The organism is Thiofilum flexile DSM 14609 (assembly GCF_000380185.1).
Taxonomy (GTDB): domain Bacteria; phylum Pseudomonadota; class Gammaproteobacteria; order Thiotrichales; family Thiotrichaceae; genus Thiofilum; species Thiofilum flexile.
In genome coordinates, this window is sequence record NZ_KB904775.1 from 1 (window position 1) to 26137 (window position 26137).

Genomic DNA, 26137 nt, shown 5'->3' on the forward strand with positions numbered 1-26137 from the left:
AAAAAGTCTAGATGCAGTCGACCCCAGCGCACCATTTCTACCCCATCATCTGCGCCCGCTAAGGTGGCCGCTAGACCCAGTAATAGGATCTCGGGCAGCGGATAGATCACTTTGGCGAGTTGGCGCGGATCGCGTAGGCTGGCCAGATGTTCCATCAGACGGCTTACGGCATTGGCCGGAGGTGGGCATTGGGTAGGGGGGACGGGAGGAGTGTTTGACATCTTGACGGCTCTCGGAGTGAAAGCCTTACTTATCCTCTATTTATATAGCAAGGTTCAAGCGATTGCCCTGCTATATGGTGCCTTTTATCACTTTTGCAAGAGGTCTACTGTAAAAACAAAAGGCTAGCTCGTGCTAACTAGCCTTTTGCCTCACTCATGTATTAGATTCTAGATTAGGGTGCTATCTAATACCGTTGCTTAGGTAGAGGACTAAATTTTATTTAGCAAGCCACCTAAACCACCTAGTAAACCTGAACCACCTAGTAAGCCTGATGAGCTTGAAGAGGACGAGTTACTCGCTCCAGAGCGAACACCTAATGGATCGGATACATCTGCAATACCCTCTGGATGTTTACTGACATCATAACCTGTAGCCATGGAAATAGGATCCCATAGAATAGGATGAATCACAGCGTCATCAATCGGTGCAAATAGTGAGCCTATGCCGGTCGCATTAATTAAATTTTCAGCAAGACCATGGACACTTTGCGCTGCCCCACCTAGCAATCCTCCTAAACCTGAGCTACCACCTAGTAAACCGCCACCACTAGAGGAGCTAGAGCTACTGCCACCAGTGATACCACCGAGCAAACCACCAAGGATCCCATCCAGCCCAGCAGACCCGCTGCCAGTCATGCTGCTATCGGTTCCACCACTAGAATAGGTACTATAACTGTTTTGTCCGCTGCTACTGCTCATGCCGCCTACTGTGCTACCGCCAGTCATAAAACCTGGCCAACTACCCGTCATACCACCAGTCATACCACCACTGCTCACTAAACCTGGCAGACTACCGAATCCGCTACCATAGGTATAACTACTCGGTATGCTGTAGTAGCCTGTAGTGACAGTATTCGGGACAACACCAAAACCAGTCTGTCCATGAGAGGAATGACCGCCCAGACCAAATCCGCCGCCCGTAGAGGAGAGAGCACCGCTATTGGCACTACCGCCATTGGCATAGTTGTAAATATTGATGGGTCGCACACCCTGTGACAAACCCGCTTGATAGGCATTGTTGAGGGCTGCATTGAACTGACTAGCATTAGCGTTTGCGCTGCTGTTAGATGAAGACTGTTGTGTATTTGTACTACTAGAGGAATGTCCACCCCCTAAAAGACCACCTAACAAATTTGATACTAGACTTAATGACATCTTATCTCTCCTTGAAAAACTACTCTGTCGAACTTATTTATTTTGGGGCTACATTTTCAACAGGTGCTTTTGAATCATTCACTTTGTTGAAATCTATTCTGGAGCAAGCCCCTCAACAGCTCCTTGTAACTAAAACTGCGTTACAGCTAGTTAACTCCTGCTGCAGTACCTATAGCTTAAGGAAAGTGTGGACATTATGCTTAACGTGAAGTTGATAAGCGTTAGCTAAAATGTGATAAAGCGAATAAAGGGTAGGTTTTTACAAGAAGAGTGGTCAGGGTAACATTTCACCCTGTTACCTTATTAAATCATTATCAGTACATGAGATTTATAATTAAATCACAAAGATACTATTAAATATGGTGTATCAATTAGGGTTTAATAACCATACTATTTTTAGGATTTTTAAATATTAACCCTCAGCCACCTAAGATCCTGCACAAATACAAGGGCCGTTAAACCAACGCTTACATCAGGCTTTGATGGATTATTTTGCCTTTAGAACAGCTTATCAAGCTGGTATACCAGCGGTTAAATGGGCAGCCAATGCTTTATTTTTTACGCTTATTTAAAAGAAAGGTGGGTATGAACTCTAGTGATTTTCAAAAGAATAATACGCTTTAATCACCCTCAACTCATCGGGATATTGAATGATGAGCTGAGGGGTCGGGAATAGAGCTATTATCGGCATAATAGCTCTATGAAATACCGATGAGACAAAAGGCTAACCTTAATTGGTGCTTTGTTTCACTAGTATAATTTAGGAGCGCCGCCTAGATCTTATTTAGCAAACCGCCTAAGCCACCTAGTAACCCACCCACTGGACTCAAACCACCTGTTATTCCGTACTCTGATGAACCACCTGCGGAATAGTTAGTGCCGTTTCTGGCATCATAGTCCTGAGCGCTACCAAAGATTTTGTCTAAACCAACCAGACCACCTGCTTCTTGTCCAATCGTTCCAACAATAGCTAACGGTGAAGAGCTACCATTTCCAGAGGCACCACCTAGATCGTGTGTATGTCCGGTATGGTCAAACGTATTCACTAACCAACCCATGACATCGCCATTTCCAGCCGCCTTAGCTGCACTATCATGCCCTACTAGATTGGAAAATAGTCCTAGTGGAAGACCGGCAATTTGACCAACACCCCCCAACAGGCCGCCGCCGCCACCTAATAGACCACCACCTAATAGACCACCACCTAATAGACCGCCGCCACTGCTGCTACTGCCACCCGTGATACCACCGAGTAGATTACCAATGATCCCACCCAGACCAGCCGAGCTAGAACCGCTGCCACTAGTAGTGCTTGCTCCACCACTAGTATGAGTACTATGACTGCTTTGTCCGCTGCTACTGCTCATGCCGCCACTAGACATACCACCTACTGTGCTACCACCAGTCATACCACCACTGCTCACTAAACCTGGCAGACTACCGAATCCGCTACCATAGGTATAACTACTTGGTATGCTGTAGTAGCCTGTACTAACCGTATTCGGAACAACACCGAAACCAGTCTGTCCATGAGAAGAATGACCACCCAGACCAAATCCGCCTCCCGTAGAGGAGAGAGCACCGCTATTGGCACTACCGCCGCCGGCATAGTTGTAAATATTGATGGGTCGCACGCCCTGTGACAAACCCGCTTGATAGGCATTGTTGAGAGCTGCATTGAACTGACTAGCATTAGCGTTTGCACTGCTGTTGGATGCAGACTGATGTGTATTTGTGCTACTGCTAGAGGTATGACCACCACCCAAAATGCCACCTAATAAATTAGATACTAGACTTAATGACATATTATTTCTCCCTGAAAAATTATCCTATGAATTCATCCATCCCGGAGCAAAGACCTCTCAACAGGTGTTTTTGAAACACTCACCCCGCTGAAATTTACTCTGGAGCAAGCCCCTCAACAGCTCCTTGTAGTTAAAACTGCGATACAGCTTGTTGATTCCTGTTGCAGTCCCTATAGCTTAAAGAAAGTGCGGATATTAAGCTTAACGTAAGGTTGATAAGCGTTAGATAAAATGTGATAAAACGAATAAAGGGTAGTTTTTTACAAGAAGAATGGTCAGGATGACATTTCATCCTGTTATTTTATAACATCATAGTAAGCATATGATATTTATGCTTAAAGTTACAAAAATAGCATTAAAGATAGATTTTAATTAGGATTATAATTTCCCCAATATTTTTAGGATATAAACCTTCAGCCACCTAAGCTTGCCCGGATACATCTTAATACGTCATAACTATAGCGCTGCTCTAAGGCCTCAAAAATGGAGGTTAATGTTTTATTACTACCTAATAGCTCAAAAGTATCAATAATATGCCTCAATTCGTCTGGTGGTAATGAAATAACTGCTTCTAATTTAATTACACCTATGGTAATAGCCTCGGCTAAATGTCCATAAATAGTACTCGACTTTAACCCTCTTAATGCAGCAATTTGTTCAGGACTATGGCCTTGATAATGCAAAGTTAAAGTGGCAGTAATCGCATCACTCAAACCTAAGCCATTAGCATTTATTTTATTACTATTCTGGCGAGGATGAGCTTGTAATACTGCTAAAAATAAATCGCCATAATGCTGTAATTTATGTTCTCCCACCCCATGAATACGATGTAATTCTATTAAACTATTCGGGTGGTGTTTCACCATTTCTAATAAAGTAGCATCATGAAAAATTGCAAAGGGGGGAATATTTTGCTCCTGAGCCAATCGCATTCTAAGATTACGCAAGGCTTCCCATACTATCTCCTCGGCAGCAGAAAGAGCTGTTTTAGTTAATTTTTCCCGTTTAGGTTTTTCTGCTTTTTTAGTAGGTTTAATACTAACTTTAAGATGTAAAGTAGTTTGCCCTTTTAATAAAGGTCGTGCTAATTCGGTGAGTTGCAGCCCGCCATGTCCTTCTAAATCTACACTTAAATAGCCCAAAGCGAGGAGCTGGCGATAAATACCCCGCCATTGCAATTCAGTATAGTCAGCACCAATACCAAAAGTACTTACCTGATGATGATTAAACTGCACCATACGCTCATTACGCTTACCTAACAGCACCTCAATTAAATAATTCACCCCAAAGCGTTGCCCCGTACGATACACGCAAGACAAGGCTTTTTGGGCTGCCACGGTTGCATCCCAAGTCTGGGGTGGATTAAGGCAATTATCACAATTACCGCAAGGCTGGGAACCCATTTCCCCTAAATAACTCAGCAAGGCTTGTCGCCGACAGGTACTCATCTCGCAGAGCGCCAACATAGCATCCAGACGATAATGCTCTATGCGCTTATGCTGCTCGGAAGCGGTGGATTCCGCCAGCATTTGGCGCAAAGTAATAACATCACCCAAACCATAGGCCAGCCACGCATGGGCAGGCTCCCCATCACGCCCTGCTCGTCCAGTTTCTTGATAATAGGCTTCAATACTTTTGGGCAAATTTAAATGCGCGACAAAACGCACATCCGGCTTATCGATTCCCATCCCAAACGCAATCGTAGCCACTATAATAATGCCATCCTCACGTAAAAAGCGTTCTTGATGACGTTGGCGTATCTCCGCCTCTAGACCCGCATGATAGGGCAGCGCAGTACGTCCTTGGGTGCTAAGCCACGCAGCAACCTCTTCCACGCGCTTACGTGATAAGCAATACACAATGCCCGCATCATGCGGATGCTCTCTTTGGAGAAAATCCCATAACGCTTGTTTCGCATTCGGTAAGTCATGAATGGCATACTGAATATTGGGGCGGTCAAAACTCGACGCAAAGACTCGCGCCTGTTGTAAAGAAAGCTGATCAATAATCTCTTGGCGGGTACGTGGATCTGCTGTCGCTGTTAGCGCAATACGGGGGACTTGTGGGTAGCGCTCTACTAGCTGGGATAATTTTTGATATTCCGGGCGAAAGTCATGCCCCCACTGCGATACACAATGCGCCTCATCAATGGCAAATAAGGCGAGTTGCAATTGATCTAATAAGGTTAGGGTACGCTCCATCAACAGGCGCTCAGGAGCGACATAGAGCAAATCTAACTGTTGTGTCTTTAAAGCACGTTCGATCTCAATCACTTGTGAGAGGTTAAGTGTTGAGTTTAAAAACGCTGCCCTCACCCCTAATTGCTGTAGTGTACTGACTTGATCCTGCATTAAAGCGATCAAGGGAGATACGACTATTCCGACTCCTGCACGGACTAAAGCAGGAATTTGATAGCACAATGATTTCCCACCTCCCGTAGGCATCAGCACTAAAGCATCCTCTCCCTGCAATAGCGTATTAATAATCTCCGCTTGCGGGAAACGGAAGGCTGAGAAGCCATAAATGCGTTTTAATATTTGATAGGCTTGCTGCATAGCTCTCGCTCTTCATCATAATCATAGGCAGAATAGCATCGAATATACTGATTCTTAGCTTGGTATTAATCTAGCATTTATCGCGTTGTGGCACATTTTTAACTGTAAAAACGAGTTCTAGGGCACTTGGCTTTTAAAACACTCACTTTGGGTTTTGAACACTTTTTTTGATCGATTGCGTAGCGGTAGGTACACTTATGTTGACAGGGCATTGGGCAAGGAGGCTTGTTATTTCATTCACTTTAACAAGCGCCATGGGGGTAGTTTATGCAGAAGACTACAATCAATATCAAACAGATATGACTGCAGGCTATGATGGGCAAACGATGCCTGTTAGTTACGGTGAACCAGAATCCGCTTATATCAAAAGCTATCCTGCAGAAGCCTACATTCCTCCTCAACCCATACAAGTAGCACAAAAAACACGCGAACAATATAACCGTGAATGGCAGCAAAACCAATTACGGCAACGCCAAGCACAGCAACAACAAGGCACACAACAGCAACATGAAGCGGAGTTGCGCCGCCAAGAACAAGCCTATCTCAATCAAGTACGTCAACAACAACAGGCTGCTAGACAACGTGCCTTACAGCAACAACAATTAGCACAACAAAGAGCACAACAGCAACAAGCTCGACAATATGCCTTACAGCAACAACAGTTGGCTCAACAACAACGCTCTGCCCAACAGTATCAACCTCAGGCCGCTCTCTATCAACAGCCTAAATCACAGGCCTATAAAGGTGGAGCTTACTATAATCGCCTGCCGGATGTTATTGCTAATACCTTACGGAGTATGCGTATCAACGAGTCTGGTATGAGTACCTATATACGTAATGTACGCGGGGGACCGGCACTCATTGCTGCTAATGCAGATCGTCCTAGTAATCCAGCCTCTACCATGAAGCTAGTTACCAGCTATGTCGCGTTAGGGACACTAGGCCCTGGCTATCGTTGGCCTACTGAGCTTTATGTTACCGGTAATATTGCCGGTGGTGTCCTGCGCGGTGATGTTATTTTAAAGGGTTATGGTGATCCAGACTTTCGCGAGAATGATCTAGTTGAAATGCTACAAGCGCTACGATCAAGAGGTGTGCAACATATTGCAGGTAATGTCATAGTGGATCGTAGTTACTTCCAGCTCCCCTATGAGCCGCCAGGAGCTTTCGATGGTAAAGCCAATGCTGCCTATAATGCCCAACCTGACGCCTTACTCTATAATGAGCGGGGTAGCTGCTATGAGTTTCGTAATCTAAAAGGCCAAATTCAACGCGTTTGCCCCTTACCACGTAATACCAAAGCAATCGCTGATCTCAATACCAATATCTTTGGTGGTGTTTGGAAAATATGGGTCGGTATGTTAGGGGGTAATTTACAAGGCAGCCTCCACGAAAGTCGCGTACCACCTCATGCACAATTAATCTATCGCCATCAATCACAACCGCTATCCGAAATTCTAAAAACCGTGAATAAAGACAGCAATAATGTTATGGCGCGTCAAATTATGCTCTCCGTCGGAGCACGGCAATTAGGCGCACCCGGTACGCCACGCAAAGGCGCTGAAGCAACAGGACGTTATTTAGAAAGCCGTGGCTTATATTTCCCCGAACTACGTCTTGAAAATGGCGCTGGTTTAAGTCGCATAGAACGTATTAGTGCGCGTAACTTAGGCGAAATGCTGGTGAATGCCTTCAATAGCCCCTATCGCGATGCCTTAATGGAGTCTATGCCTGCACTGGGTATGGAGGGTACAGTACGCAATCGTTTGAAAGGCAGTGCGGCACGGGGTTATGGACGCTTTAAAACCGGCACTTTACGCAATGTACGAGCCTTAGCGGGGTATTTACAATCTATGGATGGGCAAATTTATGCTATCTCTATTTTACACAATGACTCATCCATCACCGCTAAAGCCAAAAAAGCACATGATAGATTAGTGGAATGGGTCTTTGCCTCTCAACACTAACTAGTCCATTTTGACTACAAAAAAATAAGCCGCCTTAAGAATAAGACGGCTTATTAAAAACTTCATAAAGAAGTAACAACATGCAATTCCTGATTCCGATACCCCACCAGTCGAGGACTGGTGCATAACGTCCATCATCCTGATAGATAAACCCAATCCTTGAGTAAGCTATGCTAGGAGATATTTCACGCTTCACTCAAACGAGTATGGTGCGAAACATCTGAGTCTCATAGTGCCAGAGTGTCATAAGCTTGGGCAGCCTCACCCCGACCAAAGCAATTAACCAACAGATAAGCTTACTAAGCCTAGTTTATTTGGTTGCTGTAGCAACCTCAGCCCATAGATCGTGCTCGTCGGCATGCGTAATCAGCACTTGGGCAAACTCACCGATTGGTAATTCAACATTTTCAATAATCACTTGCCCGTCGATTTCAGGCGCATCACGATAGGTACGCCCAATACTTTGCCCATCGCCAGCTTCATCAATTAATACCGTCATGGTTTTACCAATCAGGCCGCCTAACTTATCCGCACTAATCTCAGCTTGCAGCTCCATAAAGCGCTCTAAGCGTTCTTGTTTAACTTCTTCAGGTACGGCATTGGGTAAGTCATTAGCGCTCGCCCCCTCTACTGGAGAATAGGCAAAGGCTCCCACTCGATCTAATTGAGCCTCTTCGAGAAAGTCGAGTAACTGCTCAAAATCATCCTCAGTCTCACCTGGGAAGCCCACAATAAAGGTACTGCGCACGGTCATATCAGGGCACAGTTCACGCCATTTATGCACACGCTCTAATACTTTCTCAGCATGAGCGGGACGACGCATATTTTTCAATACACTAGGTGAGGCATGCTGAAAGGGAATATCCAAATACGGCAGAATTTTACCTTCTGCCATTAAAGGTAATAGATGATCAACATGGGGATAGGGATAGACATAATGCAAACGTGTCCAAACATCCATCTCCCCTAAGGCTTCAGCGAGCTGCTGAATATGGGTCTTAACCGGACGCCCCTGCCAAAAACCTGTACGGTATTTAGTATCAATACCATAGGCACTGGTATCTTGTGATACGACTAATAGCTCTCTCACCCCTGCATTGACTAAGGTTTCAGCCTCTTGCAACACATCCCCTATAGGGCGTGAGACTAAATCGCCCCGCAAGGAAGGGATAATGCAAAAAGAGCAACGATGATTACAGCCCTCGGAAATCTTTAAATAAGCATAATGGCGTGGGGTTAAGCGAATCCCTTGAGGAGGAATAAGATCTAAATAGGGATCATGGGCGGGCGGTAAATGTTCATGTACGGCATTCATTACCTCGTTATAGGCATGAGGCCCAGTTACCGCTAATACATTAGGATACTCATTCAGAATTTTACTCGAATCAGCCCCCAAACAGCCGGTTACAATAACGCGCCCATTTTCAGCCAATGCCTCGCCAATCGCATCGAGAGACTCTTCAACGGCTGCATCAATAAAACCACAGGTATTCACCACGACCAAATCAGCCGCATCATAAGTCCCGGTAATTTCATACCCCTCTACCCGCATTTGCGTCAAAATGCGCTCTGAATCGACTAAAGCTTTAGGGCAACCGAGACTAACAAAACCAATACGAGGGGCAGACGTTTTCATGGACTAAACTGAGGCTAAATCAACAAGCGCCGCATCATAACGGATTCTGTTTCATTAGTCTTGTTTTATCTAAAGCCGACTTACCACAATATCTTGTGTCAAGCATCCCCCATCTCGCTTCCTACCACTTATACACAGTTATGCACAGGTTGTGTATAAGTTATTAATCCTTGTAGGACACTCATAAATAACCTTTTAGATTTTTCATTAAATTATAAATACATGATTTTATTAAATATTTTATAATTATCATTTTTTGGTAAAATTACCACAAAGCTGATTCCAGCAAGCTTAGAGCGATACTTTTAGCAAGTTATCCACAGACTTATCCACAGGCTAGGCTTGACAAAGCTTAACTGCTTGATTCTGCTTAATCTGAGCGACAGCTTAATACGCATAAATATTTTTGATTACTTGACTAATAAGTTGCATTGTCTACATTGCATTAAAAAAAGACACCTTGCAGATAGTGCTCAAACAGGTTTAATACCTCCCTTTGCAATAATGCTGTACACTAGATTTTGTTATCACTACACTAATCCCCCCTGTACAATTCTCCCCTACAAGAACCGCTGAAAACAGATTTTGTCCCAGCAAACTCACTGCACTCGTGTTAAAATTACTTTTATCTAAAATATTCCAGATCAGTAACGTCTTTCATGCCCACCCTGCCCGAATCCAATCAGCACGAATGCCGCAGTATGCTAGATGCCTTTGTGCATCAGCAGGGTGATTGTGGAGCAGCATTGCTGAATACCTTGCAACGTTATATCCGTTACTGCAGCACACGTCTGCAACCGCTCTCCCTAGAGGATCAGCAAGAGGTTATGCAGGAGGTTTGTATTAAACTGCTACATCCTCACCAATCACTGATAGATAATTGTCAGGGCTGGCTGTTCACCATTGTGCGTAATGAGTATATCGATCACTTGCGTCGCCAACAGCGCATCAACCGTGTGCTAGTGCCGGATACGGACGGGAACCTAGTCGAGGTATCCGAAGCGGCTGGCTATTTACAGCAACCTGATCATGGCAATTTCTATGCAGAAGCCGATTGTCTTGAGCACATATTCGATCACATCGAGCAGCAACCTACTGGCACGGAGGATATTGAGATTTACACCCAATATGCGCTTGGTATGAGCAATCAGGAAATTGCAGCCCAAACTGGGCGTACTGCTGGAGCTATTGCCAAACGGATTTCACTGCTAAAACAGAAATTGAAACAGCTAATGAGCGAGCTGTGCTAGGTTGGAACCATGAACCCAAACGATACCAATGACCATCCATCCAACCCTGATGATTCTGATTGGGAAGCTGTGCTCAATGGCAAGCGCTTGGCACGCAGACATGATACTGACGAGCAACTAGCAGAACAGGCTCGGCAAGTGCTGCTGTGGCGACAAGCTCGACGCGAGTTACAGCATACGGAAGCACCCGACTCAGACGCTACACGCGCCTACTATGCCCATGTACACAAGCTGGCACAACAACGACGCAAACAACAAGGGTGGCGCAAACTGCGAGGCTTCATCCCTGCTCTGCTACTGATAGGGTCTGGGATTGGTATCGGATATTATCTGGTTAGCCCTGAACTAGGAACGCTGGCACCATCCACAACAGATAAGGCAACCAGCTTACCTGCTGGTACAACACCGGCTGAATCGACCCCAGCCCCAGCAATAACCCATGGTACTGAGAGCACCAGCACACCAGCTACTCCCACAACAACTACCAGCCCCCCGTCCTCTGGAAGTTCGGATAAGGTAGGTGATCCCGGTGATATACCTGACATGATCCAAATTCCGGGCGGGGAATATACTATGGGCTGCACACCGGGCTGGGATGATACCCTAGGCGGATGTCGAGCCAGCGAATACCCAGCCCACACAGTCACCCTGCCCACCTTTCGGTTAGCACGGCACGAGGTTACGGTCGGTCAATTCAAACGTTTTGTAGCGGATACTGGCTATCAGACCATTGCTGAGCAAAACCATCAGGGCTGCACTATCCCCAATCCCGCCAATCCGGGACAGTGGATACTGAGCGACCAGCACAACTGGCGCAACCCCGGTTTTCCCCAAACCAATGTACACCCAGTGGTCTGCATTAGCTGGCAAGATGCGAATCACTATCTGGACTGGCTGAATACCAAAACCAGTGGTAGCTATCGGCTACCCAGCGAGGAAGAATGGGAATATGCCGCTCGCAGTGGGCGCATTACAGCATTCTACTGGGGACATCAACCTGACCACCACTTTGCCAATTATGCTGAAACTAGCACCCCTGATATCTGGACACATACCGCCCCTGTGGGGCAATTTACGGCTAACCCGTTTGGTCTACATGATATGGCGGGGAATGTCTGGGAATGGACAGCTAGTTGCTGGCGACCCGATTATCAATCACAAGAACCGAAACAACCTTGTATCAGCAGTACTAATACCCTACGAGTTCGGCGCGGCGGGGGCTGGGACACTCAGGCTCCTAGTATCCGCTCTGCTTATCGTAGTTTTGGCAGTGAAGTAGAGAGAAGTTATGTCTATGGGTTTAGGGTCGCTCAAGATGCTGGCAAGTAATGCTAGTCCTTAGTCTACTCCCAACTCATGAAAGAACGATTTGTGTCTTTGAGTTGCATCACGCAGGATTTTAGAGAGATTTTTGACCTCAATATATAGTTTCATATTACGATTGTAGAGGTAATATCCCTCTGCATCAGGAAATGGAATAAAATCTCTTTTATTTAAAATACTACGCAAGCTTTGAGTAATATCGCATACTATATAACCATAGACAGGAGCGCTTTCACTAATTTGTAGCTCGCGCCCATAAAAATCTTTGCATTGGCTACTACGTATTTTAGTTGCATAATCCATAATTTGATCAATAGGATTATCTGATGCAGTATAATCATCTCTTCCAGGGCGTTTAAACTCGACTATCGTTAATGACTGTTTAATGCCAGGAGTATTAGTTTCAGAAAACCCATATATATTTTGATAAATGGCAAGATCAGGCCTATCATCACTATTTGAGTTAATAGGATCATAACGATTTAATGGCTTATCAGAGGCTAAATACTGATGAAATACAAGTTTTTCATCAAGTAGCCATAAATTATGCTCCTTGAAAGGAACTTCATCAGAGTCTTTACGCACAGGAAATATAAGCTGATGTATGTCAATTTCTTTAGGGAATTTTCCACTAGCATTGATCTGTAGTAATCGCTCAAAAATTGCAATAATTTTTTTTCGATTAACAACATAAGAGGCTAACCCATCTTTTGCCGAATCATCTAAACGCTCTAATAGGGCATCATATTTTTTCTCAACTACTTCTAAATCTATGTCACCTTTAGAAAGAGAGGTAAAATTTTTATACTCACCTCTATTTTCCTGTTCAATTCTGGCTCTCAGCGCATACAACGCCTTATCTAACTCTAACTCACTATAGTTATTTGTATTAATGCGTTCTAATTCAATAAGATGAGTCTTTAAAAGACCTCGATATTGTGGCGCTTCATTGTTTATAAACATTCGTATACGTTGAATAGACTTTTCTTTTTCAGGAACTACCCATTCAGCTAAGTAAGTAGATGCCATGTTTTGTGCCAATTTAACGATAGTTTCTAGACTTGGTAGTCCAAAACAATCATCTTCCTCTGGTAGAGAAAAGTCTGATCGATCTGCATTAACATGCTGATCCAGATAGTCAGACTCAACAATAGCACGGTACACATAAGCATCATTATTTTTATAAAGGTTATCAGGTAAAAGGGGTATGGTTTCTTTCAAGTCAATAGTTAAAACTTCTCTTTTATTAGCACATAGATATAGTTGGTGTTTATGAGTATTCGATATTTTTTTGACTAGAAGATGCTTAATGATAAATTTAATACCCTGTAGCTCTTGCGTACTTATTACTGGCTCAAAATTAATTAAATTTTTAAATTCATCATTTAGGTTAATTTTAGTTGAACTATCTTCTACAATAATTTGTGGAATGGTTTTTGTAATAAATTGAGGCAGGAAATGCAACAAAATGCGTTGAGAAAAATCATCTAACTTAATTTTAACTCTATCATCTATAGGTTGATCTAGTGTTACACATGTTCCCGTGTTCGTATCTAAACTTGATACAAGTTGCTCATTGCCTAATCCCCTAGGGTCAAACTCTACAGAGAAATCAAAAGATCTTGCTTTGTATCCATCAGAATCTTTAAAGCGACTTTCGATATGGGCCGATCTAAAAACTTTTAGCCATGAAAAGCGTCCTTTACCGCGCCCTCCTCTAGAAAACTTATATAATGAATTAACATTCTGGAAGGACTCATAATTATCAAAGTTAAATCCGATGCCATTGTCAGATATACGAATTTGCTTGATAGGTATAGAAGATCGGGCTGTTGCGTTATCAGTAACACCTTTTACGGTATGGTTGCGCAAATAATCCTCATCATAGTCACAGCGAATATTAATCACTCCATTTTCTTGATTATCCTCAATAGCATGAATGCCATTTGATATAGCTTCAAAAATAGGTTGAATCAGTGACTTTGGTCTTGGTTCATTGCGTAGAACCCCTTTTACCGTTGTGCGCATACTATCTTCATATCGATTAGTAGAGTGAATAATCATCACACAACCTCCATAGACCATACAAGTATTTAGATCTTTCTTAAAAGCGAACGAAACACGAACAAAAAAAGTATAGCACAAGCAGAACAATTAATCTGCGATATTGTAAAGGTTATACCAATAGTTAATACAGCATCGTTCATCAAGACCATTTCGGTTTTTATGAATGCCTTTTACTCATAGTTTAAAGATTATAGATGTTCGCACAGGCAGACATTGCGTATTTATGCTGTACGTTCACCCCATCGTTATCAGAAACACAGAACAGCCATAACCGTTTAAAAACCATCTTAACAGAGATTTGTAGTACCTTTGAGGTAGACCGATCTTATCTACACTGATTAACTCACTAAAAGACATGTCTAGTCGCAAATTGAAGTAATAGTTTTCCTATATTCGTGAACAGTTGGAGTTCAAGAGCTTCATGGTCGCCTTCTTATTTTGTTGGAAGTATAGGTGGTACTCCCTTATTTATTCTTAAGCACTCCATCAAGCAACAGAATCGACCGATTTAATCCGATCCACGGATTACGAATAGCTGTCAATCCCCTGCCTGATGGAAGTGAATTGACAGCTATTCCGGTAATTCTCACCAGCAACAAAGCCTTCGTATCAGCCGCCGCATTGTGCTTGTGAGCGAGCACCAGCCTTACGCAATTGTTGAATAATCTGCTGATTGCCTCGGTCAATCGCGGCATCCAGCGGCATAACGGTTTTGCACTTTGTTCCATTAACATCTAGATTCGGGTTAGCCCGATAGCGTAACAGTAAGGTTACCCCCTTCTGATCCCCGTACTCAATCGCCGTCTTAAGCGGGACATAGCCGTCACCATTAGGCAGATTGGGATTGATACCCTGTTGGAGCAGAAACTCCATCATACGGTAGCTCGGCGCATTGGCATTACTTCCCCCGTAACTCAATAAGCTGCTCAACGGATTACTCCCTGCCTCGGCCAGTGGAATACCAAAACGCTTAAGGAATAGTACGACACTAGTGTTATAAGAAATAACTGCAGAGATCATCAACCTACCCTGACGCGACTCTACCTCAGCTCCAGCGGCAATTAGCTGTTGCATGCGCTCTAGCGCTCCCCGACTAGCAGCAGACTCCAGCTCATTATTCAACACATCGGCGTTCAGGGGGAGGTCATTGACCTGAATACTAGACTGCCGATTCAAACAACGCATCAATTCAGTAGCACGAGCTTTGGTTTCATTTTCAGTAATCTGCGGGCGCACTGTGCGACACCACTGATGTTGTCCAGCACCATCATTACTCCAACGTGCTCCCTTAAGACCACAGCGAGCCAGCTTCTGGGAACGGAACTGATAAACTGCCTTAGCCGCATAATTGCCACAAGCATCACGACTAGGCGGAAGGTAAATCTCTGCGGAAGCCACTTGCATCAGCAACGTACCGACAATAGCGACACGAATTAGGGAAGATATTTTGGTATTCATCGGGTTTACTCCTTTATTAACCTTTGTTTACACAAGTGTGTTATTGATCTAAACGTCGGAGCTGAGGAATCTTTACGGGGCGGATGAAAATTTTTTCCACCCTCTCGATATGACCGATGAATCACGGTATCTTTTGTCCATGACAGTGTATGCTCTGTGCTTATAAGTAGGTATGTCAAAGTAATCGGGTATTTCTGGAGCAGTCTTGGCGGCAAGGATGCCGCCTTGTAGCGTACAGGGAGGTATTCACAGCGGCTGCGGAGGAAATACTCGACTACTTTGGCTCAAGTACTTAATGTCTGTCCACCTAGGCAATAGATGAGGTTTAATATCTAACCCCACTACAATTCCTTAAAATTATCACTAGCCTAGGTTAGAAAAATAATAGGTTTACCAATAAGTTTTTGTCAGGAACTAACCTTACAAAAATCTATTAAAGTTTTTAAGAGGGTTTTAATAATGTCGATACCACATCCCATTATTGCTGTAACAGGCTCTTCCGGAGCTGGAACGACATTCGTTAGACGGGTCTTTGAAAAGATTTTCCGACGCGAAAATATTCAAGCTGCTATTATCGAGGGTGATAGTTTTCACAGCGTTACCCGCGCTCAATTTGAAGAAAAAGCCAAGCTTAATCCAAGTTTTAGTCATTTTGGCCCGGAGGCCAATGATTTTCACTCACTAGAACAATTGTTTCGCTCTTACGGAGAAAGTGGGCAGGGAAAAAAGCGTTATTACTTACATACAGAAGAAGAAGCCGAATTCCATTATAAGCGACTAGATAAAATAGGTATTCAATGTTTAGCTTGCACCGGAGAATTTACCCCTTGGGAAGATTTAGCAGGCCCCTCGGATGTTCTATTTTATGAAGGCTTGCATGGCCTAATTAAAGATGATACGGCTGATAAACGTTATGGTGGCTATGATGTGGCTCAATTTGTTGATTTAGGCATCGGTGTAGTACCTAGCATTAATCTGGAATGGATTCAGAAGATTCATCGTGATGGGGTTGAGCGCGGCTATTCACCAGAGGCCGTCGTAGATAATATTCTACGACGTTTACCCGATTATATTAAACACCTGACGCCACAGTTTTCGCGTACTCATATTAACTTTCAACGCGTTCCTACAGTCGATACTTCCAATCCTTTTATTGCACGCGATATTCCGACACCTGATGAAAGTTTTGTAGTTATTCGCATTGATCGCCCAGAACGTTGGGATATTAACTTTCCTAATTTAATTAATATGATTCATGACTCTTTTATGTCACGCCGTAATAGTATTGTGGTTCCCGGTGGAAAAATGACCCTAGCCATGGAACTGATCTTAGATCCTATTATTCACAATATGATGGAAGAGAAAAAACGTTATTAAGTATTAATAACCTAGAGTGTTTTTATATAGCTTAGCCATAACTCGCAATACGCTCAGCTAATTGCTGGGCGAGTATGGAGTTAGCTGCACCTAAAGTATCTAAAATGACTTGTGCTTCTAGTTTATAATTATTAATACGCTCAGCCTTCCAATTCCAAGGCACATACTGCAAATTATCGGCACGATCCGCTAGTTTTACTATCCAAACCTCTTTAGGCTGTTGCACGATTCGCGCAAGGCTATCTTGCATTTGTTCTGGACGCGGTAAATTAGGATTTTTACTGAGTGCTAATACACCTTGAGCAACGGCTGAACCAAACTCAGCCAGCAACTGCTCATAGGTTGTTGGAGTATCTTCTAGCGTGTCGTGCAGCAACGCGCACTGCACCGCTAAATCCGCATCTGCCTCTGGTGTGGCGGGCAAGCCTTGTAATACCCGCGCCGTCACCATACCGATATGGGTGATATAGTCGTAGTTAATCTCTGGGGTTCGCCCTTTATAGGTTTGCCCTTTATGCGCTAACGCCGCAAATTGCCACGCTTTTTCATAGGCTTCGATTGACCATTGGCTCATGCTAATGCCTCACGTAATTGGCTCAAACGCGACTCCAATACCGTAGCCTCATAGGGTTGAGCCGATACTTTTCCCCACACGGGAGCAGGCCATGCGGCATCGGTGGTAAAACGCGCAATATGATGCAGATGCAATTGTGGAACCATATTACCCAAAGCTGCGATATTGAGCTTAGTAGGTTGAAATAGCTGCACCAGTATCTTGCTAATACGATCTGACTCTTCCCAGAGGGTTTGGCGTTGGGTAGGATTTAACTCATAAATTTCGCGTAAATCCGCCACTTGTGGGACTAAAATCAGCCACGGGTAGTTCGCATCATTCATCAATAGCACTTGGCATAAGGCTAAATCACTGACCCACACGGTATCTTTGGCTAGTTGGGGATGTAGGCTAAATGCACTCATACCTTATCCGCCATCGCTCGTAACGTGTCCGTACCGTATTCAAAAGAATCTGAATACATTTGCTCTGGAACCGCCCCCTTTTGGGTAAAGGCTACTTTTGCGGCATTAATCATAGGGGGGGGGCCACTTAAATACACATCAAAGGGGCTTAGATCGGCAAAATCTTGTAATACCGCCTCATGCACCCATCCAGTACGTCCTTCCCATTGATCGGTAGGCAGTGGTTCGGATAATACGGGGATATAAATCAAATTTGGAAAACGCGCCGCCCAGTCTTTTAGGAGTACTTCAATATATAAATCTTCTTTAGAACGCACACCCCAATATAAATAAATCCGTGGAGTAAGACTGCGATTACGTAAGTCTTCTAACATAGCTTTTAGTGGCGCAATACCCGTTCCACCACCTACCATGAGTAAGGGGCGGTTGACCTCATGCAAATAAAATTGTCCTAAAGGCCCCTCGATCCGCAATAAGGCTTTTTCCTGCATTTGTTCAAATACATGCGTGGTGAAATAGCCACCGGGGACATGACGCACATGCAGCTCTAGGTATTGGCCCTCATGGGGAGCATTGGCAATAGAGAAACTACGTCGCCGATTATTAGAAAGTAAAATATCAATATATTGCCCCGCATAATAACGTAAGCGTTCGGATGCGGGTAATTTTAGGGTCAGCTCCATCACGTCATGACACAGCTTACGCATTTTCTCCACGCGAGCGGGTAGCGTTTTTACTTCAATTTCTTGTTCTGTACCCACTGATGGACTGAGTAATACTAAATCGGATAAAGCGACTGCCTGACATAAGAACGTCACCCCTCGATCTTGATCATAGGGCGCTAACCCTAAGGGTTCGGAGGGATAGTCTACCTGCCCCTCGATAATGGTGGCAGCACAGGAACCACAGGTGCCCCCTTGGCAACTATAGGGCAGTCGAATCCCTTGGCGTAATCCGGCATCGAGAATATTTTCGTTTTCCTCAACGGTAAATTGCAACTCACTCGGTTGCAGCGTGATGGTATACATGCTTGGATTCGCCTTTTAGAATATGGAATAGCACCCATTTAAGCAAAAGCTCACGCGCTTGCCAAATACCTTAAAGTCAATCTGCCCCTAAGGACACTAGCCTTTAGCCCTGAAATCATTATGATAGCAGGTACTTTGCTATCTATGAGGTAGACCATGACTCCCACCGATATTACTTTAAACCAGCTTTCACGCGAATTAGTCCTGACTTGGCCTACGGGTGAAGAGCACACCTTAAGCTGTGAGTACTTACGGGTATTTTCGCCTTCTGCCGAGGTACGCGGTCATGGGCCTGGGCAAGAACGCTTACAGATTGGCAAGGAAAATGTGAATATCATTGCGATTGAGCCAGTAGGTCGGTATGCGGTCAAGCTGGTATTTGATGATAATCATGATAGTGGTTTATACGACTGGAATTTACTCTATGATCTGGGTCAGAATCACGCTACCTATTGGCAACAATACTTAGATAAGCTCGTAGCCATTGGCTATACCCGTAAAACTGCCGGACAAATCATTTAATGAATACCCCCAACCCGAATATAGCCACCCTAAAATATAATGCTGAGGGCTTAATCCCTGCTATTGCTCAACAGTTTGATACCCATGAAGTACTCATGATGGCATGGATGAATCAGGCGAGTATTGAGGAAACTTTGCAAACCGGACGTGTATGCTACTGGTCACGCTCCCGTCAAAAGTTTTGGCGCAAAGGTGAAGAATCGGGACAAGTGCAATTACTTAAAGAACTCCGTTTTGATTGTGATGCCGATACGATTTTAGTCATTGTCGATCAAACTGGCCCCGCTTGTCATACCGGACGCCGTTCGTGTTTTTATCATAAAATCGAGGGTAATCAGGTGGTGATTGATAGTGAGCCGCTGATTGATCCGAATCAGCTTTATTCATCATGAAACGGATACTCATTGCCATTATTCGCGGCTATCAACTCGTGCTCAGTCCATTACTGGGGAGTAATTGTCGCTTTTACCCGACTTGTTCACATTACACCAAAGAGGCTATTGAGAAACATGGCGCTTTAAAAGGGAGCTGGTTAGGAATTAAGCGTATTGGGCGCTGTCATCCTTGGAGTGAGGGAGGCATAGATCTCGTTCCTGAGCCTAATTCTACCTGTAAACATACGCATCATTGACCGATTGTAGGTTAGTCATTGTCAAACCCCGCCAGCTCTTTATAATTTCAGCTAGATAAAACGGGTTCACTTATAGCACAGCGCATAATTGTCCCCGTTAAAGATGTTGTTAATTCAATAAGCAGGTTTCTTCGCTTATAATTTCAGCATATTGCAATCAATAAAAATAATTTAACTAGGCTGATTATGTCGCAACAACCAACCCCTCTATACGATTTGGTCGTTACCGGTCACACTTCGGAATTAAAAGTTGCCGATCTGGTGCAGCAATTAATGACGATTTTAGGTAAAAAAAGCGCCCAGCTTGAGTTCAAATTATCTGAAGCGTTAATTTTTGAAAATAACTCCAATACGGCATTGGAGGGGGTGCCACGTGAGATCGCCGAGCATTATCAAAAAAAGTTTAGTACAGCCTTAGTTACCACAGAAATTCGCCCCACCATTCAAATTGTTGAGCTAGCAGCAGAGGAAGATACACCAAAGGTTTATCATTGCCCTGCTTGTGGTCATGAACAACCTTCAGCCAAAAACCGCCTTGATATGTGTGATGTATGCGGGGTGATCGGTCAGCGCTATAGCAATAGTAATAGCACTGCCTCACGCCTCAAAACGGTGATCGAGGATGAACGCAGACGCCTAGCTCAGGAGGAAGCACAAAAGGTGCGCGAATCCCTAGCTAAAGCGGAATATAAAGAACGTATTCAATTACGTCGTACCGCCCTCAAGCAATTAGGCGTGCAAGAGACTAAGCAATGGCCTACTTGGGTAGCAATGATTGCCAGTATTGCAGCACTAGGTGGAGGGGGTTATTGGGGCTATTTGTATTTAAATCCTCCTACAGAAAACAGTACCGAAAGCACTACTATCTCCGCAGATACTGCCCAGAATCAAAACCAAACCCTGACTATTAATCCAGCCCTCTTACAAGGCAATGGTAAACTCTCGACCACCGATCAGGCTATTGTATTACTCGATAATGGCTTACTACCGGATGCCCCTGCTATCACCCTGACGAATCCAACCGTAACGAATAATAATACACCGGTAGCCACAAATAGCTCCTCCCCGCTGGTAAAAACTCATCAAGGGCGCGGGTTTACAATATTAATGCAGTTGGAAGAGCTAGAGCTTGCTTATCCGCGTTTTAAACGCTCTACTGCTCAGCATTTAGTGGATAAAGATTATCTAGACCAATTACTCAATAGTGGGCAATGGGGCATGGGGAAAATCTTTATCGACTCTCTGACAGAACCCTACGAGCGGGGAGCTATGTATACCTATGCCTTATTAGCTAAACCTGAGCTGGTAAAGTCCCAACTGGTAACTCAACAATTAAAAACAGCTACACAAGCTTTACCTGCAAAGGATGAGCAGCGTTTATTCTTAAAAGCAGCCCAAGGTGTTGTGAATAGCCAAGCCGACCCAGCGGCAAAAACTGTGACAGAAACGGATGCCTTCAAACAAGTTTTGCAGCAAGTTGCTAAGATCTCTAAGCCAGAGCAGCGTGTGCCCTTATTAATTCGCTTAGCTAATGAACAATACTTATTTGATCAACGTGTAGGTGCTCAACACTTATTACAACTAGCCGAACAAGACCTACCCTCTGTCACCGAAGCAAAACGCCAAAGCTTAGCCGCACAAATTGCTGCTAGTTATTTTATTATTGAAGATGAGCCAGAAATGCTAAGAGTAAGTGAGCTTGTAAATGATCCGACTATAAGAGGGCGCTTATTTCAGGGGATTGAACAAGTGCGCCCCTTAATCAAAGTATTGTAAGCTATGATTGCATGACTCTCACAGGCTGTTTGTGTAATAAAAAGCGCCTTAGGTTATGTGCAAAACCTAATCCTAATGAGGCTCCAATAATATGCTCGCTTTGAGGCCAAATTAGATAGCCATAAAGATCAAACGGCTGATAGGTAAAGACCCAAATAAATAAGGCCACCCCTATAGGGCCAGAAATTAAACCCGCCGTATAAAATAGCGGTACACGCTTTAGCTTTTTAAAAAGTATTAATAAGGGGGTGGCAATAATAATGAGCTGTATTGCTGCAAAAATAACCGTTAAAATCCACAGGGCATGCCAATCGCCCTGCCATAACTCTCCAGTACGCATCCAGCTCTCAAACAACCACATCCCAAAGGCGATGGAGCCTAGTATAAAAATTTGCTTTAAGTAAAAGACAAAGACCTGTTGAAGGGGGAATAATTTTAGCATAGTAGTTCACGCCACCACTTAGGTTTAGGCTAGTCAGAGTTACTCAGGATTGAATAATTAACAATATTGAGCTTAATGGACGATGAAGGCTAAGCCTTTGAAAAAATTTATTTTAAGCTCGTTTCATACGGATTAATCACCATAGGTAGAGTCCCTTGTTGCAGTCCTAGGCTATCTGGGGTTAGCCAATCAATACGCATAGTATGCAAATCAGGCGCTAAGCTTTTTAATACTCCTATCTCAATAGAGGTTGCGGATTTTAACTCAGGGCAATTAAAGAGCCAAGTTATTGAGGTTTCGGCTATGTATTGAGTGAGCGTATTTATCTCTGAACTTAAGTCTTTCACTTCATATTGTTGTAATTTACAATCTGATTTTGTAGAAAATTTAAACAAATCTGACCATAAAGCCAAACCTTGAGTGGTCTGTTTTAATTGCTCATTTGAAAGTGCAGTAATTGCTTTACTAGGTAATACTAAAGTAAATTGAGCTGCCTTTAATAAGGGCTCGAAGTGAATACTTAAAGAACCGTGTCCCTCTTGTGGCTGATTATACGCTGCGGCAGCTTTTAAATCAGCGTCTCCCTGACTCATATCATAGGCTACATCCATTTCGGCCTGCCCAGCCTCTAGCTGTAAAGGGGGCGCATCTATATCAGCCAAACTAATAGCACTTAAACTAATTAGGCCTATTGCCCAAATATAGAGATAGGATTTCATGAGAATGTATATCCACGTACTGTAAGTCGGATGGAAGCCTAGGCAAATAGTTTATAAGTTTGATTCAGCTTAGGCTCAGTTTAATACAGTGTAAGGGTTTTATTTTAAAGTGTTAATTGCCCTACGCTTAACGGCATAGACTGACCTTATCAGTGGATCTATAACAGTAAGAGAGGTTTGCTGTAAGTAGGTATAGCAAAGTAATCGGGTATTTCTGGAGCAGTCTTGGCGGCAAGGATGCCGCCTTGTAGCGTACAGGGAGGTATTCACAGCGGCTGCGGAGGAAATAGCCGATTACTTTGGCTCAAGTACTTAGCAGCCATACTAGGGCTGTGACAATCCGATCAATGGTGTATCCAACGCTTCCCATTGACCTTTAGCGATATTATCGCCATTGGTGCTATTAAATAGAGCATAACTATACGCACCATAGTGCGGTAATTTAGCTAGCAATCTATTCAAGCCCTCTAAATGATCGGCACTAAGCACTAAAACCTGGGTATGTTTTAATCTCACCGTCAGCGCGAAGGTATGTAAGCCACAGACATAATTTTCTCGCCCCAATAAATCATTAACCTGATTAAGTTCAGCATAAGCCCCTGTTCGCTCCACTAGTCGGGAAATGGCATCGCTTTCGCCTCCTAAAATAATCACATCCCCCTGCGGTAAGGGTTGATTATCCCATTGAATTTTCCAATCTGGGTGCCAAATCTGCCAGCGATAAGCCATTATTTGCCAAGCGCGTAATATTTCTGGGCGAGCTTGATGCGCTATGATTATCGTTGCAGAGGAGAGGTCAGGACTATTAAAGTAATCTATGGTGGGGGGATTAAAAGCGGAACCAACTTGACTTTGGTATTCGAGCACGAAAGGCTTAGCAGGATGGGGAAGCGTAAACTGCAAAGCTACGTGATCCGTGTCGTTTTGAACCACCCTCTGGGCTAAAGAGTCTCTAGTAGTAGCGAACTGGCGATGGAGTCTGAAACTCATGACTGACCCTACAGCGGCAGGTAAAGTAAGCATATCGAGAATAGTTAAGTACCGGTGTGCCAAATCCGGTATAACCTTATTATCGTGGTGTAACACGGCTGGGGGTGCTGGTGAATCAATCTGAGCGTAGGATGGTTTTAATCCCATGCTCCATAGGCTCATGATTAATACAAATTTAAGTATTAGCGGATAAGGGGATATGACCCTAGATACGGATAAATTCATTAGACTACTCATCGAACACTTTGCCCTTATTGGTAACCTATTTTTGGCTTAACATGAGACCATTTTTAATCATGCGCTTATTTATCCTTGGCTTAAAAACACACGACTCGTTTAAACACCTCATTACTCTAATAGTAATGGGTTTTAGCTTAGGAATAGCCACAGCCTCAGCAGCAACACTCAATCATCGCTCTCAAACCGAAGTTTTACAGTTTCTCCAAACTTATCAGCCTGGCGCATCGATCGGCAAGCAATCCATCTCGTTTAATGACTTAGTCCAACGCCTGTTGAGTAAACGTGTCATATTAGTAGGTGAAATTCATGACCGTTATGATCATCATCTCAATCAATTAGCACTACTTAAAGCACTCTCGGCTCAGGATCCTAATATTGGAATTGGGGTGGAATGGTTTCAACAACCCTTTCAGCCCGTATTAGATGCCTATTTAGCCGGACGTATTGATGAGACTGAAATGCTTAAGCGCAGTGGTTACTATAATCGTTGGCGCTATGATTATCGTATGTTACGCCCTATTCTCATTTTTGCTAAAGATAATCATATTCCCGTCTTAGCCCTCAATGCGCCCGTGGAAATTACCCAAAAAGTGGCGCAAGGTGGCTTAGAAGCACTGAGTGATAAAGAACGCGCTCAATTACCTAAACATATCAACCCACCTGAAAGCTCTTATTTACAACGATTACGCAAAGTATTTATGCGCCATGGCACACACGGAGCGGGCGATGGACGCTTTGAAAATTTTGCCTTAGTACAGCGTATCTGGGATGAAACCATGGCAGCAAATGCTGTCGATTTTTTACAAGCCAATCCGCGTTATCGCTTAATGATCTTTTCTGGGGTAGGACATATTAGTGATCGTATGGGCATTCCTAGTGATATGGCACGTACTATTCCTACACAACAAATGGCGACTGTGATGACACAAAGTGCTGGTGATATAGCCATGGGGCAATTTGATTATTTTATGCTAAGTCCGCAACCCCATAATCTTCCCCCTACGGGTAAACTAGGGGCTTGGTTTGAGCCAGATCCCCGCGGTTTACAAGTCAGTCGACTAGCACAGACGGGGGCTGCCGCGCAGGCAGGTATGATGACTGGCGATAGACTGAGAAAAATCAATAATATCCCGGTTCGCTCTATGAGCGACTTATTAAGCACCCTAGCCGGCTTTAATATTGGTGATACGCTGCAGCTCACCTTAGAACGTGATCGTTTAGCCCCCAAAGGGGAAGTCGAGTCACATCTCCTGACCCTAGCGATAAAGCTTCAATAGGCCAGACAAATACCCCTAGTTAGCCAGTTAACCCTCACGTAAACGAGACGGTTAACGGCTCAAGATATTGCCACACTTTGCTAAGATGAGAGATTACTATTTTGGGGTTGATCAAAACCCAGTAGTGGGTCAGATCTGAAAAAGGTAGTAGACTACAGAGGTGATTGACTGTGAGAATCTCTGTGATGGCCTGTTCCCAAACGATTACTTGTCCGGCCTGTGGAAGTAGCGAAGTGAGAAAAGCGGGTTATAACGCCCACGATGTCCCTCGTTATCGCTGTGCGAATGAGTTGTGCTCGAAAAAGAGCTTCATGTTAACGTATCGTTATAAAGCGTATGAGTTGGGTATCAAAGAGACGATTGTGGACATGGCATTGAATAGCAGCGGAGTGCGCGACACGGCACGGGTACTGGGGGTGAGTAAAGGGACGGTGATCAGTATGATCTACCCCAGGAATAGTAGACAGAGCTAAAAGCGAGTATTCTTCCCCAAAAGAGGTACTCTGATGAGCACAACCAAAACGACCGAACCCCGCAAAAAAGCGCCCTATATTCGCCATAGCCGTGAATATAAAGAGGAAGCCTTGAAGCTAGCAGCCACCATTGGCATGTCTAAGGCCGCCAAACAATTGGGTTTACATGAATCCCAATTATATCAGTGGCGTAAAGAGCAGACCCATGCCAAGACGGTCAGTGAGCGTGAGGCGAATTTAGCGACAG

24 protein-coding genes are annotated in these 26137 nt (G+C 44.0%); 11 read left to right on the plus strand and 13 right to left on the minus strand.

The features are described 5' to 3' along the window. The 4 genes from A3IK_RS19310 to recQ form a co-directional block, all read right to left on the minus strand. Window positions 1-221: transposase family protein (locus tag A3IK_RS19310; RefSeq protein WP_020560142.1), on the minus strand; the 221-nt coding region annotated here is incomplete at its 3' end. Window positions 222-431: 210 nt separating this feature from the next. Further along, window positions 432-1376 (minus strand): hypothetical protein, encoded by a 945-nt coding sequence (locus tag A3IK_RS0111565; protein WP_020560143.1) that lies wholly within the window; start codon window positions 1374-1376, stop codon window positions 432-434. 773 nt (window positions 1377-2149) lie between these two features. Further along, window positions 2150-3181 (minus strand): hypothetical protein, encoded by a 1032-nt coding sequence (locus tag A3IK_RS21355; RefSeq protein WP_020560145.1) that lies wholly within the window; start codon window positions 3179-3181, stop codon window positions 2150-2152. A gap of 413 nt (window positions 3182-3594) precedes the next feature. Beyond that, on the minus strand, window positions 3595-5736 hold the full coding sequence (gene recQ / locus A3IK_RS0111580) for a DNA helicase RecQ (protein WP_020560146.1): 2142 nt from the start codon (window positions 5734-5736) through the stop codon (window positions 3595-3597). Between the two features lie 197 nt (window positions 5737-5933). Here recQ and A3IK_RS0111585 point away from each other — a divergent pair, with 197 nt between their 5' ends. Beyond that, entirely contained in the window at window positions 5934-7703 is a 1770-nt protein-coding gene (locus A3IK_RS0111585; RefSeq protein WP_245539480.1) for a D-alanyl-D-alanine carboxypeptidase/D-alanyl-D-alanine-endopeptidase, read from the plus strand. A 310-nt stretch (window positions 7704-8013) separates the two neighbouring features. Here the strand turns inward: A3IK_RS0111585 and rimO are convergent, their stop codons facing one another. Next, window positions 8014-9339 carry a 30S ribosomal protein S12 methylthiotransferase RimO gene (gene rimO / locus A3IK_RS0111590; protein WP_020560148.1) on the minus strand — a complete coding sequence of 442 codons (1326 nt, stop codon included), beginning with the start codon at window positions 9337-9339 and terminating at the stop codon, window positions 8014-8016. A gap of 659 nt (window positions 9340-9998) precedes the next feature. Between rimO and A3IK_RS0111595 the strand changes: the two genes are divergently transcribed. Together A3IK_RS0111595 and A3IK_RS0111600 are read left to right on the plus strand one after the other, a co-directional pair. Next, entirely contained in the window at window positions 9999-10589 is a 591-nt protein-coding gene (locus A3IK_RS0111595) for an RNA polymerase sigma factor (protein WP_026220938.1), read from the plus strand. Window positions 10590-10598: 9 nt separating this feature from the next. Then, on the plus strand, window positions 10599-11918 hold the full coding sequence (locus tag A3IK_RS0111600; protein WP_020560150.1) for a formylglycine-generating enzyme family protein: 1320 nt from the start codon (window positions 10599-10601) through the stop codon (window positions 11916-11918). Window positions 11919-11927: 9 nt separating this feature from the next. Here the strand turns inward: A3IK_RS0111600 and A3IK_RS0111605 are convergent, their stop codons facing one another. Both A3IK_RS0111605 and A3IK_RS0111610 read right to left on the minus strand, forming a co-directional pair. Next, window positions 11928-13979 carry a hypothetical protein gene (locus tag A3IK_RS0111605; protein ID WP_162596650.1) on the minus strand — a complete coding sequence of 684 codons (2052 nt, stop codon included), beginning with the start codon at window positions 13977-13979 and terminating at the stop codon, window positions 11928-11930. A 609-nt stretch (window positions 13980-14588) separates the two neighbouring features. Further along, window positions 14589-15437: an ankyrin repeat domain-containing protein gene (locus A3IK_RS0111610; RefSeq protein WP_020560152.1), complete on the minus strand. Its 849-nt coding sequence runs from the start codon at window positions 15435-15437 to the stop codon at window positions 14589-14591. 459 nt (window positions 15438-15896) lie between these two features. Between A3IK_RS0111610 and A3IK_RS0111615 the strand changes: the two genes are divergently transcribed. Continuing rightward, entirely contained in the window at window positions 15897-16814 is a 918-nt protein-coding gene (locus A3IK_RS0111615; protein ID WP_020560153.1) for a phosphoribulokinase, read from the plus strand. Between the two features lie 31 nt (window positions 16815-16845). On the opposite strand, the gene A3IK_RS0111620 is transcribed toward A3IK_RS0111615, so the two are convergent. The 3 genes from A3IK_RS0111620 to A3IK_RS0111630 are packed head-to-tail and all read right to left on the minus strand — an operon-like array spanning window position 16846 to window position 18820. Continuing rightward, a complete protein-coding gene (locus A3IK_RS0111620) occupies window positions 16846-17388 on the minus strand; it encodes an HD domain-containing protein (RefSeq protein ID WP_020560154.1) in 543 nt (180 codons plus the stop codon). Next, window positions 17385-17792, minus strand: coding sequence for an HIT domain-containing protein (locus A3IK_RS0111625; RefSeq protein WP_020560155.1), 408 nt, complete (start codon window positions 17790-17792; stop codon window positions 17385-17387). The genes A3IK_RS0111620 and A3IK_RS0111625 overlap by 4 nt, the downstream gene beginning before the upstream one ends. Beyond that, window positions 17789-18820 carry a CDP-6-deoxy-delta-3,4-glucoseen reductase gene (locus A3IK_RS0111630; protein ID WP_020560156.1) on the minus strand — a complete coding sequence of 344 codons (1032 nt, stop codon included), beginning with the start codon at window positions 18818-18820 and terminating at the stop codon, window positions 17789-17791. Before A3IK_RS0111630 ends, A3IK_RS0111625 begins: the two co-directional genes overlap by 4 nt. Window positions 18821-18976: 156 nt before the next feature. On the opposite strand from A3IK_RS0111630, the gene A3IK_RS0111635 reads away from it, so the two are divergent. From A3IK_RS0111635 to A3IK_RS0111650, 4 genes are all read left to right on the plus strand, one after another. After that, window positions 18977-19342, plus strand: a complete 366-nt coding sequence (locus A3IK_RS0111635) for a gamma-butyrobetaine hydroxylase family protein (RefSeq protein ID WP_020560157.1) — start codon at window positions 18977-18979, stop codon at window positions 19340-19342. Next, window positions 19342-19734, plus strand: coding sequence for a phosphoribosyl-AMP cyclohydrolase (gene hisI, locus A3IK_RS0111640; protein WP_020560158.1), 393 nt, complete (start codon window positions 19342-19344; stop codon window positions 19732-19734). Before A3IK_RS0111635 ends, hisI begins: the two co-directional genes overlap by 1 nt. Beyond that, window positions 19731-19973 carry a membrane protein insertion efficiency factor YidD gene (yidD, locus tag A3IK_RS0111645; protein ID WP_020560159.1) on the plus strand — a complete coding sequence of 81 codons (243 nt, stop codon included), beginning with the start codon at window positions 19731-19733 and terminating at the stop codon, window positions 19971-19973. The genes hisI and yidD overlap by 4 nt, the downstream gene beginning before the upstream one ends. Before the next feature lie 186 nt (window positions 19974-20159). Further along, window positions 20160-21749, plus strand: a complete 1590-nt coding sequence (locus A3IK_RS0111650; protein ID WP_020560160.1) for a hypothetical protein — start codon at window positions 20160-20162, stop codon at window positions 21747-21749. A 1-nt stretch (window position 21750) separates the two neighbouring features. Here A3IK_RS0111650 and A3IK_RS0111655 read toward each other — a convergent pair whose 3' ends face one another. The 3 genes from A3IK_RS0111655 to A3IK_RS0111665 form a co-directional block, all read right to left on the minus strand. Further along, window positions 21751-22191, minus strand: coding sequence for a hypothetical protein (locus tag A3IK_RS0111655; protein ID WP_020560161.1), 441 nt, complete (start codon window positions 22189-22191; stop codon window positions 21751-21753). Window positions 22192-22298: 107 nt separating this feature from the next. Further along, on the minus strand, window positions 22299-22910 hold the full coding sequence (locus A3IK_RS0111660) for a ZrgA family zinc uptake protein (RefSeq protein ID WP_020560162.1): 612 nt from the start codon (window positions 22908-22910) through the stop codon (window positions 22299-22301). Window positions 22911-23234: 324 nt separating this feature from the next. Beyond that, on the minus strand, window positions 23235-24047 hold the full coding sequence (locus A3IK_RS0111665; RefSeq protein ID WP_020560163.1) for a hypothetical protein: 813 nt from the start codon (window positions 24045-24047) through the stop codon (window positions 23235-23237). Between the two features lie 131 nt (window positions 24048-24178). Here A3IK_RS0111665 and A3IK_RS0111670 point away from each other — a divergent pair, with 131 nt between their 5' ends. The 3 genes from A3IK_RS0111670 to A3IK_RS0111680 all read left to right on the plus strand — a co-directional run. Beyond that, window positions 24179-25417 (plus strand): ChaN family lipoprotein, encoded by a 1239-nt coding sequence (locus A3IK_RS0111670; RefSeq protein WP_110690421.1) that lies wholly within the window; start codon window positions 24179-24181, stop codon window positions 25415-25417. Window positions 25418-25602: 185 nt separating this feature from the next. Continuing rightward, entirely contained in the window at window positions 25603-25890 is a 288-nt protein-coding gene (locus tag A3IK_RS21900) for an IS1-like element transposase (RefSeq protein ID WP_026220939.1), read from the plus strand. Between the two features lie 33 nt (window positions 25891-25923). Next, on the plus strand, window positions 25924-26137 hold a 214-nt coding region (locus A3IK_RS0111680; protein WP_020560166.1), incomplete at its 3' end, for a transposase.

Coding starts and splice junctions, on each gene's coding strand:
- A3IK_RS0111595 (WP_026220938.1), top strand. CDS start 9,999: ATGCCCACCCTGCCCGAATCCAATCAGCACGAATGCCGCAGTATGCTA.
- A3IK_RS0111630 (WP_020560156.1), bottom strand. CDS start 18,820: ATGTATACCATCACGCTGCAACCGAGTGAGTTGCAATTTACCGTTGAG.
- A3IK_RS0111585 (WP_245539480.1), top strand. CDS start 5,934: ATGTTGACAGGGCATTGGGCAAGGAGGCTTGTTATTTCATTCACTTTA.
- A3IK_RS0111620 (WP_020560154.1), bottom strand. CDS start 17,388: ATGAGCCAATGGTCAATCGAAGCCTATGAAAAAGCGTGGCAATTTGCG.
- A3IK_RS21355 (WP_020560145.1), bottom strand. CDS start 3,181: ATGTCATTAAGTCTAGTATCTAATTTATTAGGTGGCATTTTGGGTGGT.
- A3IK_RS0111600 (WP_020560150.1), top strand. CDS start 10,599: ATGAACCCAAACGATACCAATGACCATCCATCCAACCCTGATGATTCT.
- A3IK_RS0111635 (WP_020560157.1), top strand. CDS start 18,977: ATGACTCCCACCGATATTACTTTAAACCAGCTTTCACGCGAATTAGTC.
- A3IK_RS0111625 (WP_020560155.1), bottom strand. CDS start 17,792: ATGAGTGCATTTAGCCTACATCCCCAACTAGCCAAAGATACCGTGTGG.
- A3IK_RS21900 (WP_026220939.1), top strand. CDS start 25,603: ATGGCCTGTTCCCAAACGATTACTTGTCCGGCCTGTGGAAGTAGCGAA.
- hisI (WP_020560158.1), top strand. CDS start 19,342: ATGAATACCCCCAACCCGAATATAGCCACCCTAAAATATAATGCTGAG.
- A3IK_RS0111665 (WP_020560163.1), bottom strand. CDS start 24,047: ATGGGATTAAAACCATCCTACGCTCAGATTGATTCACCAGCACCCCCA.
- A3IK_RS0111615 (WP_020560153.1), top strand. CDS start 15,897: ATGTCGATACCACATCCCATTATTGCTGTAACAGGCTCTTCCGGAGCT.
- A3IK_RS0111610 (WP_020560152.1), bottom strand. CDS start 15,437: ATGAATACCAAAATATCTTCCCTAATTCGTGTCGCTATTGTCGGTACG.
- A3IK_RS0111565 (WP_020560143.1), bottom strand. CDS start 1,376: ATGTCATTAAGTCTAGTATCAAATTTGTTAGGTGGTCTTTTAGGGGGT.
- recQ (WP_020560146.1), bottom strand. CDS start 5,736: ATGCAGCAAGCCTATCAAATATTAAAACGCATTTATGGCTTCTCAGCC.
- A3IK_RS0111650 (WP_020560160.1), top strand. CDS start 20,160: ATGTCGCAACAACCAACCCCTCTATACGATTTGGTCGTTACCGGTCAC.
- A3IK_RS0111655 (WP_020560161.1), bottom strand. CDS start 22,191: ATGCTAAAATTATTCCCCCTTCAACAGGTCTTTGTCTTTTACTTAAAG.
- A3IK_RS0111670 (WP_110690421.1), top strand. CDS start 24,179: ATGAGACCATTTTTAATCATGCGCTTATTTATCCTTGGCTTAAAAACA.
- A3IK_RS0111660 (WP_020560162.1), bottom strand. CDS start 22,910: ATGAAATCCTATCTCTATATTTGGGCAATAGGCCTAATTAGTTTAAGT.
- rimO (WP_020560148.1), bottom strand. CDS start 9,339: ATGAAAACGTCTGCCCCTCGTATTGGTTTTGTTAGTCTCGGTTGCCCT.
- yidD (WP_020560159.1), top strand. CDS start 19,731: ATGAAACGGATACTCATTGCCATTATTCGCGGCTATCAACTCGTGCTC.